The organism is Mucilaginibacter sp. GW822-FHT03E02, assembly GCF_058801545.1.
Map to the genome: position 1 here is coordinate 5,551,221 of NZ_JBXANJ010000001.1, position 16,672 is coordinate 5,567,892.

Genomic DNA, 16,672 nt, shown 5'->3' on the forward strand with positions numbered 1-16,672 from the left:
GGATACTTTATAAAAGCAAAAGTTTTTTGTTTGCCGTACTGGTAACGTGTTCCTTGGTAATTATGGTGCTGCTTAATCGCCTGATAAGTGCGTTGCTTAACCTTCCGGTAATGATGGAGAAAATTTTTGCAAAGCAAAGGGCTCACATTAATTTTCAAAATGATCCGGTTGTTGATTTTAGCATCATTATCATTACGCTGGTTGTTTTTGGAGTCGGTATCATTATAGCAGTAGTGCAGAAGATCCAGCAGGATCAGCTTAAAGTACAAAATTCAGAAAAGGAAAAGATCAGTTCCGAGTTAGCTTTCTTAAAGGCGCAAATCAACCCACATTTCTTTTTTAATATTTTGCATACCATCCATGCATTAACCGAAACCGATACCCGGTCGGCCGGGGATTCCATATATACCTTATCTCATATGATGCGTTATGTATTGTATGATACCAAAAACGATGAAACAACGCTTGAAAAAGAGGTCAATTTTGTTGAGGATTATATCAAATTGATGCAATTAAGGCTAACGGATCAGGTTCAGATCATATTTGACAAACCCAATAATCTTAGGAATGTTAAAGTTGCACCTATGCTTTTCCTGCCGTTTATTGAAAATGCATTTAAGCATGGGATTAGTTCGATCCATCCCTGCTACATTTACATCGGTATAAAACAAATCGGCAGAACATTAAATATTGAAGTACGCAATTCGATTTTCATTGAAAAAGCAGAAAACCTGGAAGAAAGTAATGGTATTGGACTGATCAATACGCAACGCAGACTGGATCTTATTTATCCCGGTAAGCATCAGTTAAAAGTAGAAAGTAACCAAGTAGCCAATGAATTTACGGTACAATTAAATCTCACCCTGTAATGATTATAAACTGTATAGCTGTTGATGATGAGCCGATCTCTTTAAACCGCATCTCCTCGTATATAAGCCAAACACCCTTTTTGAAGTTGTCGGGACGATATTCAAATGCGTTAACGGCCTTAAAAGCGATACATGAATTGCCAGGAATCCAACTCGTTTTTCTGGATATCAGGATGCCTGACCTTAGTGGCATTGAATTGGCCAGGATAATCGAGCAGTCGCCGAATAAGCAAAGTCTGCGCATCATTTTCACAACCGCTTACGATCAATATGCGTTGGAAAGCTATAAAGTGGCGGCACTAGATTACCTGCTGAAGCCGTTTAATTTTGTGGATTTTTCCAAAGCGGTAACGCGGGCACAGGAATACTTTGCCATGCGGGAAAACCAGCAACCGGCGACTCAACAAACTCAGGCCACTTATTTAGCGGAACAGGAATACATTTATCTTAAAGTCGAATACCAGCTTGTCAAGGTCAACATTAGTCATATTCTCTATATCGAAGGTTTCAAGGATTATATCAAGGTTTACCTGTCTAACGAAGCCAACCCCATCTTTACATTGACCAGTCTGAAAAACCTGGAAGAAAAATTACCTCATAGTAATTTTCTTCGGATTCACCGCTCCTTTATTGTTGCGCTCGATAAAATCAAATCAGTTACCAAAAATTCAGTGCAAATCAATCAGACTACTATTCACGTAACCGAACAGTACAAAGAAGTATTCACTCATTTTTTAAGGACATGGATCTGATTGCAGATTGACCCCATAGATTGAAACCCTCATTCTATCTATGTTCTGCTGCTGAGTGTCTATAACGCTTTTTTTAGTACAACATTCCTTATTCCTTTGATACTCATGTTAGGGATCAAAGAAAATATCATCAATGTAATGACTAAAATAATGCCGTACCTACTCATGGGGCTTTGCTGTATTGTCATTCCTATGAATCCAGTAATTGCGCAGGATACAACCCAGATGGCCTCTCTTAAATGGGATTTGCAAACCTGTCTCGATTATGCCAAAAAGAATAACATTCAACTAAACAGCCTCAGACTTAGCCAAAAAACAAGTGAACAAGAATTGCTGCTGTCCCAGGCGGGAGTATTACCTAACCTATATGGTTCGGCAACACAGTACGCTACCCATAATAATACCCCAGCAGGCACTTCCGGAGATTACAAGTCCCGCGTATTTGGCTCAGGCAATTATGGTTTAACATCTTCCTGGACATTATACCAAGGAGGATATTTAAGAAGCGATATACAGCAAAAAAACTTATCGGTAGAATCCGCTAACCTGAGCATTTTACAACAGGAAAACGATATTACCCTTCAGATCACGCAATATTATCTGAACGTACTATTGGATAAGGAAACAATCATTTATCAGCAAAATGTCCTTAGCACTTCTAAGGCACAGGTTGATCAGGCCAATGAACGGTTTAAAGCCGGCAGCATTGCCAAGAAGGATGTAACACAACTGGTGGCACAATATGCCAATGATAAATATTCCCTAATCACTTCTGAGAACGCGCAGCGGCAGGATCTGATTAATTTAAAGCAGCTATTGCAAGTACCTACTTCCACTCAGTTTGATATCGTGGTACCGGATACTATCCTTTCAAAAAAAGCGATCGTTAGCTTGTATTCGGTTCAGCAAATAGCGCTTGCGAACCGCCCTGAAGTAAAAAACAGCCAGCTGGGGATTGATATCGCGAAAGTGGGTTTAAACAAAGCCAAATCCGGCTACCAACCTACGTTAACCGCCTCCGGTTTTATAGGGTCGAGTTATGCCGGGTCAACACCGGGTTATTTTACGCAGTTGAGTAATGGCTTTAATCAGCAGGTCGGCCTTTCTCTATCCGTGCCGATTTTTACTAAAAGGCTCAATAAAACAAATGTAGCCGAGGCAAAGATCAATATCGACCAGGCACAGCTAACCCTTAAAGATACCAAGACGGCCCTTTCATTAAATATCGAAAAGGCATACATCAATGTGATTAACGCGCAGAACCAGTTTGACGCCGCCGAAGAAGCTTTTAAATCCAACCAGGAAACTTACCGGGTAGCGAATGAGCAGATCAAATTAGGGGTTTCTAATATGGTGGAGTTCTTACAGCAGAAAACACTTTACATACAGGCATTACAACAATATATACAGGCAAAATATAATGCCGCATTAACCATAGAGATCTATGATTTCTATAAAGGTGAACCCGTTAAACTTTAACAGTCCAAGAAATAAGATGAAAAAAAGTTATAAAAAGATACTGATCACATTATCGGTTATCGTAATTGCAGGCCTGGTTTGGTTCGTTGCATTTAAGAAAAAAGAACAACCCATTGTATTACCAACCGAGAAACCAACCTACGGTTATATATCGCAATCGGTGACTGCTACGGGTACTATTCAGCCGTTAGATACGGTTTCAGTGGGTACACAGGTTTCAGGCACCATTAGTGCGGTAAATGCGGATTTTAATTCCAGAGTTAAAAAGGGGCAATTGCTGGCCCAACTGGATAAAACATTGCTACAGGCCGTAGTTGACCAGAACCGCGCTAACCTGCAAACCCAACGCAGCCAACTGATCTTTAACCAAAGCAATTTTGCCAGGCAAAAACTGTTGTACTCCACCGGCTCTATCAGCAAACTGGATTATGAGACATCTTTAAATACTTATAATGCAGCTGTTGCGGGGGTTGCCAACGCGGAGGCGCAACTGAGGTCTTCCACAAAAAACCTTTCGTATGCCGATATTTATTCACCTATTGACGGGGTTGTATTATCTAGGAACATTAGTATTGGCCAAACTGTGGCTGCAAGCTTTAGCACGCCTACATTATTTGTGCTGGCTAAAGATATCACCAAAATGCAGGTGCAGGCTGCCATTGACGAAGCTGACATCGGCAATGTAGCCAAGGGACAGCGTGCTTCCTTTACAGTTGATGCTTATATTGAAGATTCATTTAAGGGAACAGTTGCTGAAGTAAGGCTTCACCCTAAAGTATCTTCAAATGTAGTAACGTATACGACAATCATTAATGCCCCGAATGATGATATGAAGCTAAAGCCAGGCATGACCGCGAATATTACCGTTTACACCAAAGAACAAAACAATGCCTTATTGATAAGCTCTAAAGCTTTGAACTTTACACCGGATTCCATTATAAACAAGCAATTTGTTTTACAGCCCGTCAAGGCAAAAGCGGAAACAAAGGAAGCCGGTTCCAACGTAGGTAAAGCAGGTTCCGTTTGGATTAAGAAAGGCAATATACTGGTTCAAACGCTTGTAATAATCGGATTGGATGACAATACCCACGCGGAGATACTGAAAGGGCTAAATACCAGCGATGAGGTTGTTTCCTCGTTGCCTGTACCAGGTGGTGTAGTTGCCGAATCCAGTTCAATCTTACCGGCCCCTCCTGGCGCAAAGAAGAAGCAATAATGAAAAAGATACTTGAACTGAGCGACATCAAAAGGCAGTTCCAGATGGGAACGGAAATAGTTCGTGCTTTAAAGGGTGTCTCCTTTGATGTAATGGCTGGTGAGTTTGTCACCATCATGGGCAGTAGCGGGTCTGGTAAAACTACCCTGCTTAATACACTTGGATGTTTGGATAAACCAAGCGAAGGGACTTATCTGCTGGATGGCGTCAACATTGGGGGGCAGAACCGCGACCAGCTGGCCAAACTGCGTAACGAAAAAATTGGATTTGTATTTCAGGCCTATAATTTATTGCCCAGAACAACAGCGCTCGAAAATGTAGAACTACCCCTTTTTTACAACCCAACAATTAGTCCAGCAATTCGCAAAGAACGCGCGATAGCCGCATTGGAGGCTGTAAGGCTTGCTGACAGAATGCATCACATGCCTAATGAGCTTTCAGGTGGACAGCAGCAGCGGGTAGCCATCGCAAGAGCTTTGGTTAACGAGCCGGTGATGATACTCGCAGATGAGGCCACAGGTAACCTAGATTCGCGTACCTCCTACGAAATCATGGCGCTGATGCAGGAACTTAATGAAGTACAAGGCAAAACCATAGTATTTGTTACGCATGAACCAGATATAGCTGCCTTCAGTAGCCGGACGGTTATCCTTAAAGACGGCAGGGTGGTAAAAGACACCTTTCACAAGAACAGGAAATCGGCAAAAGAAATGCTTGCCGCCTTACCGGTAACAGATGATTATTGATTTATAGATCATGAAAATAATAAATTTAATAAGACTTGCTTTGAGAGCGTTACAGCGTAATAAACTCAGGGCTGTATTGACGATGCTGGGGATCATAATTGGTGTTGCCGCTGTAATTACCATTGGCGCCATCGGGGCAGGGTCCAAAATAAGCATACATAATTCTCTTGCAGGGTTAGGTTCCAACCTGATCACAGTAATGCCTAACAGTAATGTGCCTGGTGGTGCAAGGCTGCAAGGCGCCAATGTAGAGACCTTGACGATAAAAGATATATTAGCGATTGAAAAAAGTGCTACTTATATTAATGGGATTTCGCCATCTTCTCAATCCAAAGGGCAAGCCATAAACGGTTCGTTAAACTGGCCAACAACCATAGAGGGAGTAAATTCACAATATCTCGCTATAAAAAATATGTCCATTAGCGATGGTATCATGTTTTCCGACAGGGACGTAAGGACCTTTGCAAAAGTTTGTTTAATTGGACAAACGGTGGTGAAAAACCTTTTTCCGAAAGGCGTTAACCCGTTGGGCAAAATCATCCGCTTTAACAAGATTCCTTTCCAGGTCATCGGGATCTTAGCCGTAAAAGGGCAAAATACTTTTGGGCAGGATCAGGATGATATTATTTTATCACCCTATACCACAGTACAGAAGCGTGTAATTGCGTCTATTTATTTCGGGAGTATCTACGCTTCGGCAAAATCCGAGGCCCTGTCAGAAGCTGCATCAGATGAGATTTCAAAGATATTGAGGGTAACACACCGTTTGCGTGCTACGGAAGATGATGATTTCGTGATCAGGACGCAGGCAGAACTGATCAAAACATTGGGAACCATTACCGGCTTACTAACTGCCCTGCTGACCGCTATTGCAGGTATATCATTAATTATCGGGGGTATCGGTATCATGAATATCATGTATGTTTCAGTGACAGAGCGCACCAAAGAGATTGGACTCAGGATGTCTATTGGTGCCCGTGGAAAAGACATACTCAACCAATTTTTGATCGAAGCCATCATGATCAGTATTACAGGCGGGGTTATCGGGATTGTAATTGGGCAGGGTTTAGCATTCATCATTGCCAAGGCATTGGCATGGCCCCCTGTTTTAAATGAATCGTCGATTATCGTTTCATTCACCGTGTGTACGGTGATCGGTGTGTTCTTTGGATATTACCCGGCGCTAAAAGCCTCAAAACTTGACCCGATAGAAGCGCTGCGATATGAATAAGCAAAACCAAATTAACCCAATTTATAAACACTTAAATTAACTGAAATGATCAGAAAATCGCTAACAACCGCATTATTCACTCTCGCCGTAATCGCCACATGTTTTGGTGCAGATATTACCGGTAAATGGACAGGTAAAGTAATGAATCAATTCGACGTGACCTATATATTTAAAGTTGATGGCGAAAAGCTAACGGGAACAACTACAGGTCCTGACGGAACGCCCGCCACCCTTCAAAATGGTGTTATCAAAGATGATGACCTGTCGTTCACCATGGACTTGATGGGCAATACCACCAAAGTTACCGGTAAGGTCAAGGACAATGTGATCACATTGACACTGCCGGGCATGAACGGTGGGGATGCCATAACCCTGGTTTTAAAGAAAGAAAAGTAAACGAATTCCATTAAGATCGGGGTAGATTCATCAGTAGTTCACCCCGATCTGATTTTACAGCACAAACATTTCGCCTGTTTTTCAGGGCACTTATTGCTACTCAAAAAGCAGGTTATACAATATTGAACATCGGGAAATCCCTATGATCACTAAAGTAAGAAGACAGCGATTTAACAGCTATCTTTTTACTCGATATAAGAGTTAGAACAAAGAGGTGTAACATAAGGGGCGCGATAATCTTCCGATTCCGAAAACGAGGCCGATAGCTTCGCGCTGATTCACTATTAAAACCTATAATTCCCATTTGAAACGGATATACTTCCAGGCGTCCTAGCCTGAAAACAGCTATCAAATAAATTCAATCTTCTCGAAAAAACAGCCCGTGGACGGAGAAATATAGGGGGTTCGTCGTGTTTAACATTTATTAACATGCAGCTTTCGGATGTTTACCTACGAAATATCCGGATAGTAAATATCATCACGTCATATTCTGGTGTAACGGTTCTCACGCACAGGTATAGCGGGTAACTACCCTGATTAAAAAAAGAAACAGCGAATAAAAACAATGAATAAAACGGCAACGATATACGTGGTGTTCCTAATGATACTAACTGCCTGTAATAAAAATACTCATGAAATCCACCTTGGAAAAGACACAGGTGAGGGTTACAGTGAAATCGACACGACGACGGTTCAGGCTGCTACCTTATTGCTTGATTCTATCAAAACCTCTGGCACAGGAACAATACTGATAGGAAAATTGAATGATCCGGATTTTGGCGTGATTGAAACGTCATCATATCTACCTTTGGCGGTTCCTGCAAACCGTCCGGACCTCAAAAATTCAAAGACGGCGCGATTTGATTCGGTGACCCTTAAACTGGCCTATTCGGGGTCATACTATGGTGATACTACCCAAATGTCCAGAATAGAAGTTCATCAGCTTGCAGAAAAGCTTAAGCTTAAAGATAACTTGAAAGTGAGTGATCCTGATGAACAGTCATTAATCAACACCACATCTGCATTATACAATAACAGCAGTGTCAGGTTTGAAAGTACATTACTTGGGAGCAAAAGCTTCCGGCCAAGGCCTAAAGGAGTTGATTCAATTACAATTAAACTGACTAACAGCTTAGGCGAGTCTCTTTTCAATCTTGTAAAGGACAACGACCAGGTAATTACCACGCAGGATAAATTCGATGATTATTTTAAAGGGATCGCGTTGATTGCCGGTCAAGGCACCGGGAATAATGTACTTAATTTTAAGGCCAGCCGTACTTCAGTTCAGGTTTATTATTCAGAAGAGACAGATCAGGGAAACAGGGAAGCGAAGTCGATTGATTTTAATCTGACAAATTCCGCCCTGCAGTTTAACGGGATAACCGGTAACCGTACCGGTACCGCGATAGAAAGCATTATCAGAAAGAAGCCTCTTACTTATACCGCCACTGGCAATAGGTGTTTTGTCCAATCTGGAATTGGATTGGTTACCAAAGTCAAATTCCCTTTTATACTGGAGTGGCTGAATGAAAAGGTCAATGCAATCAACCAGGCAACATTAATCATTGAAATTCCCAAGGATGCAAATAACGTTTTTGATCCACCTGCAGTACTCAACTTGTTCGTTGCTAACAAGAGAAATAAACCGCAATCAACAATTAACAATTTCTACGGGGAGGGTGACCAGGCCGCAATACTACAGAAAAATTATGATGGTGATATACAGGGCAAAATGCGGTATGTTTTTAACATTACGCAGTTCCTTAATAATTTAAGGAAAACAGCTAATAACGCAGATCTCTCTTTGCTGATCAGTGTACCCCTTTCAACGCTCCCAACTTCTGTTGAGCGGGTTGTCCTCGGCTCGCCGGGTAGTCCTCAGGCAAAAATCAAACTCAAAATTAAATATACCAAGTACCAGATTCCGGACTAAAATACCGGTTAATAATTGACCCGCAGAATGAAAGAATCAATTTATATGACTATAAAACAGACAAAAATGAAAAGAAGCATTTATTGGATAATGTTATTATTTACCACGTTGGTGGGTTGCAAAAAAGAAGACAGCGATAAGGACGGGGCGTGGAGCAGATCGGCCGATTTTGAAGGGGAACCGCGAAATGGCGCCTTCGTTTTTACGATAGACAATAAAGCCTATGTTGGTACAGGATATGACGGGGATGATCGGTTTAATGATGTATGGATGTTTGATGGAGACAAAAAAACCTGGTACCCTATGGCCGTCTTTCCGGGTAAGGCAAGGAGTAATGGTGTTGCATTTACTATAAACGAAAAAGGGTATTTTGGTACGGGCTACGATGGGGATACTGCGTTAAAGGATTTTTGGGAATATACTCCGTCTACTAATTCATGGCGAAAGATAGCAGACATGCCAATCAATGTCGGCCGCTATGATGCAGTAGCCTTCTCATTAAATAACAAAGGCTATGTTGGAACGGGGAAAGATAATGATAGTAAAGAACAATCGGATTTTTACAGCTATGATCCTAACACCGATACCTGGAAAAAGGAAAATAGCCTCACGGTTAAACGGTCCGGCGCTTTTACATTTACTGTTAACGGTAATGTATATGTTGGAGGTGGTACGAACAACGGTTCGTACACTCCTGAACTATATGAGTTTAACCCAGTGGACGGCAACTGGATAATAAAACGCGATCTTAACAGATTTGATGACGATGATAATGATGAAAAAAATGATGATGACAATTATGACCTCAGCCGGTCAAATACTATGGCCTTTACAATCGGAGGCAATGGTTATATAACCTGTGGAATGAAGTATTCTGCCTTGAATGACACCTGGCGATACGACCCTGTTAAAGATTTTTGGACTCAGGTCGATACATTTGAAGGTACTAATCGTGCTTACGGTGTAGCATTTACCATTAAAAACCTCGCCTATGTGACCACGGGTAATAACGGCAGTACCAGATTAGATGATACCTGGGTATTTGATCCAAATGCTGTCGATGATGATGATTAAGACTTGACCACTATTAATTTTTTTTGCATTGAAAGATAAGCACAGCGCTGAGACATAGTTCGCGACGCTGGGCATCTCAACGCTGCGTTGAGGACAATCCCATCCAATAGTGGAATGGAGCTCGGTTTGCTAAGCAAACTGTTCAACCTATTAACCACCAATTAAAAGCATTTAATTAAAGACCATTTTGAACAATTCAATAACGCATAGATTTTGTCTCTATAGAACCTGTATAATCAGGCACATCGTAGTACTGACTGCGGTGTTAACCGTAACCTCGCACGCTTTGAGAGCACAGCAGACGTTTATTAAAAAAATTAACGGGCAAAACAGAAGTTACTTGTACTACACCAACATTAATGACCAACAGGAAACCACCAATCTTCCGTTAGTCATTGTGCTTCACCAAAATGGAAGTGATGCAAATGAGACCTACCTGTTGGCCCAAAAACAGCTTTCTAAATATCCCTGTAACATGTTGTTCCCCGCTGGCCTACGTGGCCAATGGAGTTGTGCCGATGATGCAGTCGAGAACGACATTGAATTCTTAAACACAATTATTGCAGATACTTATCAAGATTTTCAGCATGACAGAAATCGCGTTTATATTGTTAGCGACACAGGGGGTTATTGCCTGGTTGAAAATCTAAAGATTAAATATCCTGACCTGATAGCTGAAAGCCGTTCAGTAGTCTCGATGTCGCAGGAGCTTTCGCAGAATTTGAAGGAGATGCTTGCTGCCAAAACAAAGACATCGAAAAAATACAATTTATGGGTTGCCGATGATTTGGCAGAGCCTGCTCCTGACTCTGTCATGCAATATAGTTTTTATAAACGCTGGGTAATCGATTTCAGCGCCGGAGGACTCTACATGTTCGGATCAGTTAAAACGAATATAAAAGACGGTACTAATATGGACCTCAGTGATGCACATTCGATCAAAGCTTTTACTTTGACGAAATGGTTCAGCAATTCTACAGCTTGGTTTGTGGGAGTTGGTAACCTAAGCGTTCCAAGAAAAAACGAAAGTGCAGGCGAAACAACCAAAGTCGGCGGCGGGCTTATTGTACCGATTAGTTTAGGACTTAAACATGAATTACTATCTGGTAGTGTCATACATCCTTATGTGATGGCTGGGGGCGGATTGATCTGGATCTTTGCGGCCGGCGCAAAGGTTAAAGGCGGCAACATGCCAAATCTCAATTCAGACTACCGTCATCCGTTGCAGATGACATTAGGATCAGGTATCGACTTCAGGATTATGAAAAGATTAGTTTTAGGTACCAACCTTCGATATATTCAATCTACAAAATTTGCCTCACTAGGAAAAATTGATGCCATTAGCGGTTTGAATTTTAATTTTTCCTTAGGTTACGTCTTCAACGCAAACAGTTCCAAAAGACCACCTTCGCATAAACATTAATCAAAAGCAGGCGGATTTTTGATTGGCAATCCTAAGCACATGAGTCCCGACCAGCTTAAGCCGGGCGACTTTAAGTAATCCAGGAGACAATTCGCTTTTTTATTTGTCCTCTTTGCCGGGCCTTGGGTACACAACAACGTATTTGTGGCTATCAAGGCTTTCCAGTTTTGTTACCTGGCGTTATCTTCTCGTCCGGTATTCTCATCTTACTAAAGGTCCGAGCTTTATATTACGCCCACATCGTAACAGCTTGCTACTCATAAAACAAGTAGCTTACCAAAATTATATGATGAGTCTATCGTTACATAACCTGGGCTATCAGAATTATAAATTTACCTTAACGCTATAACAGTCATAGCATCAATCAACTTGCATCTTTTTCTCCTTCGATAACGTAGAATAAGCTTTGTGCCAGCCCGCGACACTTTAGAAATTTCTACTTGTAACGTAGTGCTGTAATTGTTGGCGATAACCATCACTAACAGGAATTTCTATGCCCTGGATCATAACCTGGGTCTTTTGTATGGTATCCAATTTATCAAGGGCTATGATATATGACCTGTGTACACGCATGAATTTTCCGGAACTGAGCTTTTCCTCAACGTCTTTTAATAAAAGACGGGTGATGACCGTTTTTCCGGAAACAAGGTGAATCTTTACATGGTCCTTAAGCCCCTCAACATACATGATGTCGGACAGAATAACCTTAACCAGGGAATAATTGGCGTTGATAAATACATATTCGGTTTCAGATGGTGTGAGAGTACCCACCGTGTGCAGGTTTTTTAAAATGCTTTGAGCCTTACGGACCGCTTTTAAAAACCGTGAGAAAGGAACCGGCTTTACCAGATAGTCTACAACGTTTAGTTCAAAACCCTGTAACGCATATTGCTCATAAGCAGAAACAAGAATAACTAAAGGAGGGCGAGTAAGGGATCGTAAAAACTCCAGTCCCGTTATCCCGGGCATCTCAACATCGAGGAACATCAGATCAATGTTATACAAATCCAGCCAGCTCATGGCATCTGAAGCATTTCTCGCGGTTCCTAAAAGATTCAGGAAGGGGACCTGACGTATGGTGTCAGCAAGTAATTCCAGCGCAGGAAGTTCATCTTCCACTATTAAGCAATTCATGTTGATAAGCTAATTTCTAAATTGACATTGTAAGTATCATTTGTCTCTGATAGCAGAATTTGGTGCCTTCCAGGGTATAGGAGCATTAGCCGCCGCTGAACATTTGCCAAACCGATGCCTTGTCTGTGATCCTGGTTTTTTGAAATTTTATTCACGCTGTTTTTGACGGTCATATTTAAAATTCTTTTCTTTTCATTAACACAAATGGCTACATCGATTAGCGGATGGGCAACGGAATCTGTACCATGTTTAAAGGTGTTTTCTATAAATGGGATGAGTATCATCGGCTCAATATTATAGCCTTCAAAGCTGCCATTAACTAACAAATTGAAGCTAATACCATCTCCGAAACGGAGCAGCTGCAAGTCGACATAGGTTTTTAAATATTCTATTTCTTTATTGAGTGGGATATGCTGGTCATTAATATCGTAAAGCATGTAACGCAATAACTGCGCGAGATTGATCAGCGAATCTTCCAATAATTCGGATTTTTTACGCGCCAGGGAAACCAGTGTATTGATGAGGTTGAAGATAAAATGCGGACTGATCTGCGACCTTAAGAACTGAAGCTCCATCTTAACATTGACAGTTTCCAGCTCTTTCAGGATATGGTTCTGCTTAACTTGATCAATATATAGGCGATAACAATAGCTGTGAAATATGACAATTACGTAAGGTGCTAACGGAAAAAACAACGGTTCACCAGAAACTCTGGATTTTAACGGCAGGATATTTTTTGCAGACAGGCTGAACACATCCGGCTGCAGATTAATCAGTATTAATACATGCAATATTAAGCCGGTAATCAGCAACAGTATATAAATCAATTTTCCATTTTTTCTACGGATAATCGGCAATAAAAAGTAAGTATGGACAAAAAAAAGACACACTGCCCATTGGATTAGTAAAAATGTATTGAGAACCTTTCCTCGATCCAGTTCCTCATATGAAATCATGATTTGAAATAAGAATAGCAAAAAAAACACGCCAATCCAGATAACTATCGGAAGAAGCCAATGATATTTACTGATAAAAATGGTTTTTTTCATAGCATGAGACTAATTGGGGCTTACTTCGACTATTTTTTATGAATGTTAGAGCGGTACGCCTATGAATCATGGCGAAAGGCATTGTATGTATTTAGCTTAAGCTTCTTTCGATATTACTTAACCATGATGGTTTTACGCAGGGTCTGTAAAAAACTCATTGTCCGAATCATTTGTACTGTCTTCCGCAGCATTAGTATTTGTGATATTATCGGCTACTTATACCTTAACAATACCACTCATTGTCTATTTTTTTGCAATAAGGACAACGTAGCCATTATTATTAGAACAACCAACAGAATAACTTCAGTCATTGATACAAGCCATTTTTATTTATTGATGTAAATGTATTTTTATGAGTTATTCCTTTTCTTTAAATTATAGCAAACCCGTTATAATTTATAGGAAAGTGCCGTTTGATTATAGAAACAAAAAGTGCTAATGAATATTTCCAAATACAGTCGGCATGAAAGTATTGCATTCTCTTTTTCTGTTTTGTTAAACTCGCAAAATAATACGTACTTTAAAAAATATTCAGTTGCCCGCTGTTTAATTTAATAAACCAATGCTCGAATTTTCGGCCCTTAGCGATAAAGAACTTGCTGTGTTATTAAATAGGGTGATAAGGCAGCGTTCGAAGCTGTTTATAATAGATTTTGGAATAAACTCTTTAATGTAGCTTATAAACGCCTTTGTGACGAGACTGTATGCGAGGGAATCGTTCAGGATATTTTTATAAAACTTTGGGAAAAGCGGACGTACCTGACTCTTCCCGTTGGTTTAGAGAATTATTTGCTCGTCTCCAGATGTCTCCTATTATTGGAATATACAACAAGTTGCCTTTCTCGAAACCGGGATTCCTGTCTCTGATGAGTTTAAACTGGTTATAGATTACGACAGTGCCTACCAGCAATATGATCGAGACCATAAACAAGACTACAACAAAGGTATTGCGAAACAACAAGTTGCCACACTGAATTTTACATTGTTTCACTTTTTAATCTACACCTTATCCTAAATATTTTAACCCTTACTTGATTATCAAATCTGTAAGTCGGATTAGTCGTAGATCTTTCTCTTTCCTTGGCTCAACCTGATTTAGACTCCTTTGTCATGAAAATTACCCCTTTTTAGGGATGCCAAATCCCTGATTTGAGTATTTACTGCCGTTTACCCTTCCCTTAATTTAGATCTGTTTTTTAATCCATTTAAGCAGAATCGCTATGGCAAAATCTCTACGCATCTCCTGTATGGTCGGCGTAGCCGGATAACCGGCAGACCGCAGGAATCATTTAACCTATTTTTTTATGTTAGTGAAATTTAGCGAAAAGCTGTTAACACGGCTTAAGAGTGAGATCGCAAAAATCGAAGCAGAGGAAAGTGAACCCTTTAAAATACTGGCCGCGGTCTTAAAAGCCATCCGTTCGGCCCTAAAAGAACTAAAGGATCATATCAAACAAAATCCTTTTAAGGATAAGGCCGAACAGATCCATTTTTTCAAGCATATTAAACCGCTCTTCTACTCCCTACGGATCTATTACTTGGAAAAGTATAACATTGAAACGAGCATCCCTGCGGGAGATTCTCAAACACTGAAGAACTTTTACAGGGACGAACTGAAATCGGTGCAGCGCTTTTTTCAGCACATCTATTTCCATTACCAGTATTACCGCTTAGGCGCGACCGAACTTGACGAACTCTATTTTGTCCGGGGTGTGGAGGTGCAAAGTGTGCTGATACCGGAAGTACCGGAACCTGATCCTGAATTTTCAACCAGTTGCGATTACCTGTTTTCTAAAATCATAGCCTATGAACTTCTACAGGACTATTTACTTAAAGCGCTTGCAAAGCTATACCCATCACTAAGCAACATGCCTTCTGAGGAAAAAGTAACGCCGGAACTGAAATGGACCGGTGACAAGATCAACCTCGTCGAGGTGATCTATGGACTGTATTTTACAGGGCAGCTCAATAATGGCAATGCCGATATTTCGGTGATCATCCGCTTTATGGAAAGGCATTTGCAGATCGACCTTTCGAGGACATACCGTGATTTTCTGGACATCAGGAACAGGAAATCAACCAGTCCTACCCGTTACATCGAGCAGATGCGGGAATCCATTCACAAGCGCGTGGACGATGATCTGGCATTGAAAAAGCCCCGAAAAACCGACTATAAATCAGGCCTTTAAAATAAATCGTTCGCATGTACCGAAACCCTTGCGAGCCAAAAATTGCGGACATGACAAACTTTGCCTTTGTAAATCCCGCCGTAATGGAGCGGCGGGTATTAAAGCGAAATATTATGTTACAGCATTTCACCTGGCAGCAGTTTTTAGTCGCTGCCCTGGTCCTCAGCTTGATTTGGTACGGGGCCATTATCCTGTTTTTTTACCGGGGGCAGGTCAAGGAATTTCTAAGCGGCAAACCTAAGCCGGACAGATCGGCGGAACCTTTGGCCCATGCCTGGGACGAAGATTGGGATGAGGAGTTTTCAACGGAAGAAGAAGACCTGATGGGCAAACCTGCATTGCCCGAAGGTATGTCAAGGTTAAGCATGGCGCAGTTTGGTTTCGCTCCACCGGCAGGTGATGAAGAAGAGCGCCAGCAGAGCGACGGGAAAAACCGGAACGAGCATTTTGAAAACGAGAACACCGACGAAGGGCGACAGCGGCAGCAAAGCGTAGTGCCCGATGTGCTGGAGGAATTAAAAAGTATCTTTCATATCCTGGAAACAGAGCAAGGCAACAAGCAGGATTTTATTTCCCTGTTTGGTCTGGTCAGCTCGAAATACCCGGATATCAAAGGCACACCCAGCCAGCGGGCACTGAACGACTTCATCCGGGACAATGTGCTTTTCCCGATATCGGATGAAGAACTCGACAATTTGTGGAACTAATTTATTAACCGCCAAACGCTTTCAATCATGTTAAAATCTCTGAAATCTAAACTCAAATCAGCGAAATCCCTTTTCATAAGCCATATTCCCTATACGCCAAAACAACAGGCCCTGCTCAAAACCTTAATGTTCGCGGCCTTATTGGTGACGATCAATTATTGCTTCGGTCAGGACGGCAACTCTGGTATCAATTCAGCCACTACCCAGGTTAAAGGATATTTCGATTCCGGTTGTAACCTGATGTATGCCATTGGTGCGGTTGTCGGGATCATAGGCGCCATTAAAGTTTTCAATAAGTGGAACGCCGGGGAACCGGACACCAACAAGGTAGCTGCCGCCTGGTTCGGTTCCTGCGTGTTCTTAGTCGTTGTCGCCACAGTACTCAAATCATTCTTTGGCTTATAATCAAAAAAACAAAAAGTCTCCCCTACCGGGGGGAGATTAAGCACAAATAAAATTAAAAAGGCGTGCTTG

General features: G+C 41.3%; 15 protein-coding genes. 13 read left to right on the forward strand and 2 right to left on the reverse strand.

Going from position 1 to position 16,672, the window contains the following annotated elements; all coding sequences use genetic code 11:
* The first annotated feature begins 110 nt into the window (after positions 1-110).
* From AC1RM2_RS23035 to AC1RM2_RS23080, 10 genes are all read left to right on the forward strand, one after another.
* Positions 111-869 carry a sensor histidine kinase gene (locus tag AC1RM2_RS23035; protein ID WP_492987489.1) on the forward strand — a complete coding sequence of 253 codons (759 nt, stop codon included), beginning with the start codon at positions 111-113 and terminating at the stop codon, positions 867-869.
* Positions 869-1,621, forward strand: coding sequence for a LytR/AlgR family response regulator transcription factor (locus tag AC1RM2_RS23040; protein WP_492987490.1), 753 nt, complete (start codon positions 869-871; stop codon positions 1,619-1,621). Before AC1RM2_RS23035 ends, AC1RM2_RS23040 begins: the two co-directional genes overlap by 1 nt.
* Before the next feature lie 192 nt (positions 1,622-1,813).
* On the forward strand, positions 1,814-3,100 hold the full coding sequence (locus AC1RM2_RS23045) for a TolC family protein (protein WP_255369922.1): 1,287 nt from the start codon (positions 1,814-1,816) through the stop codon (positions 3,098-3,100).
* Between the two features lie 16 nt (positions 3,101-3,116).
* A complete protein-coding gene (locus AC1RM2_RS23050) occupies positions 3,117-4,316 on the forward strand; it encodes an efflux RND transporter periplasmic adaptor subunit (RefSeq protein WP_090652582.1) in 1,200 nt (399 codons plus the stop codon).
* Entirely contained in the window at positions 4,316-5,062 is a 747-nt protein-coding gene (locus AC1RM2_RS23055) for an ABC transporter ATP-binding protein (RefSeq protein ID WP_304441811.1), read from the forward strand. Before AC1RM2_RS23050 ends, AC1RM2_RS23055 begins: the two co-directional genes overlap by 1 nt.
* 10 nt (positions 5,063-5,072) lie before the next feature.
* Complete coding sequence (locus AC1RM2_RS23060) at positions 5,073-6,293, forward strand: ABC transporter permease (protein ID WP_090652580.1); 1,221 nt, start codon at positions 5,073-5,075, stop codon at positions 6,291-6,293.
* 45 nt (positions 6,294-6,338) lie between these two features.
* Positions 6,339-6,689 carry a hypothetical protein gene (locus AC1RM2_RS23065; protein WP_492987491.1) on the forward strand — a complete coding sequence of 117 codons (351 nt, stop codon included), beginning with the start codon at positions 6,339-6,341 and terminating at the stop codon, positions 6,687-6,689.
* A gap of 565 nt (positions 6,690-7,254) precedes the next feature.
* Positions 7,255-8,622, forward strand: a complete 1,368-nt coding sequence (locus AC1RM2_RS23070) for a DUF4270 family protein (protein WP_492987492.1) — start codon at positions 7,255-7,257, stop codon at positions 8,620-8,622.
* A gap of 66 nt (positions 8,623-8,688) precedes the next feature.
* A complete protein-coding gene (locus tag AC1RM2_RS23075) occupies positions 8,689-9,696 on the forward strand; it encodes a Kelch repeat-containing protein (RefSeq protein WP_492987493.1) in 1,008 nt (335 codons plus the stop codon).
* Positions 9,697-9,982: 286 nt separating this feature from the next.
* Positions 9,983-11,119 (forward strand): alpha/beta hydrolase family protein, encoded by a 1,137-nt coding sequence (locus AC1RM2_RS23080; RefSeq protein ID WP_492987494.1) that lies wholly within the window; start codon positions 9,983-9,985, stop codon positions 11,117-11,119.
* Between the two features lie 426 nt (positions 11,120-11,545).
* Here the strand turns inward: AC1RM2_RS23080 and AC1RM2_RS23085 are convergent, their stop codons facing one another.
* Together AC1RM2_RS23085 and AC1RM2_RS23090 are read right to left on the reverse strand one after the other, a co-directional pair.
* Positions 11,546-12,238 carry a LytR/AlgR family response regulator transcription factor gene (locus AC1RM2_RS23085; RefSeq protein ID WP_492987495.1) on the reverse strand — a complete coding sequence of 231 codons (693 nt, stop codon included), beginning with the start codon at positions 12,236-12,238 and terminating at the stop codon, positions 11,546-11,548.
* A gap of 11 nt (positions 12,239-12,249) precedes the next feature.
* Positions 12,250-13,302 (reverse strand): sensor histidine kinase, encoded by a 1,053-nt coding sequence (locus tag AC1RM2_RS23090; protein ID WP_090652574.1) that lies wholly within the window; start codon positions 13,300-13,302, stop codon positions 12,250-12,252.
* A gap of 1,304 nt (positions 13,303-14,606) precedes the next feature.
* Between AC1RM2_RS23090 and AC1RM2_RS23095 the strand changes: the two genes are divergently transcribed.
* Genes AC1RM2_RS23095 through AC1RM2_RS23105 form a run of 3 tightly spaced genes read left to right on the forward strand, consistent with a single transcriptional unit; the run spans position 14,607 to position 16,603 of the window.
* The gene (locus AC1RM2_RS23095; protein ID WP_492987496.1) at positions 14,607-15,491 is read left to right on the forward strand and encodes an RteC domain-containing protein; all 885 of its coding nucleotides are present in this window, start codon (positions 14,607-14,609) and stop codon (positions 15,489-15,491) included.
* A gap of 50 nt (positions 15,492-15,541) precedes the next feature.
* Positions 15,542-16,198, forward strand: coding sequence for a hypothetical protein (locus AC1RM2_RS23100; protein WP_492987497.1), 657 nt, complete (start codon positions 15,542-15,544; stop codon positions 16,196-16,198).
* 27 nt (positions 16,199-16,225) lie between these two features.
* Positions 16,226-16,603 (forward strand): DUF4134 domain-containing protein, encoded by a 378-nt coding sequence (locus AC1RM2_RS23105; protein WP_492987498.1) that lies wholly within the window; start codon positions 16,226-16,228, stop codon positions 16,601-16,603.
* Positions 16,604-16,672 lie beyond the last annotated feature (69 nt).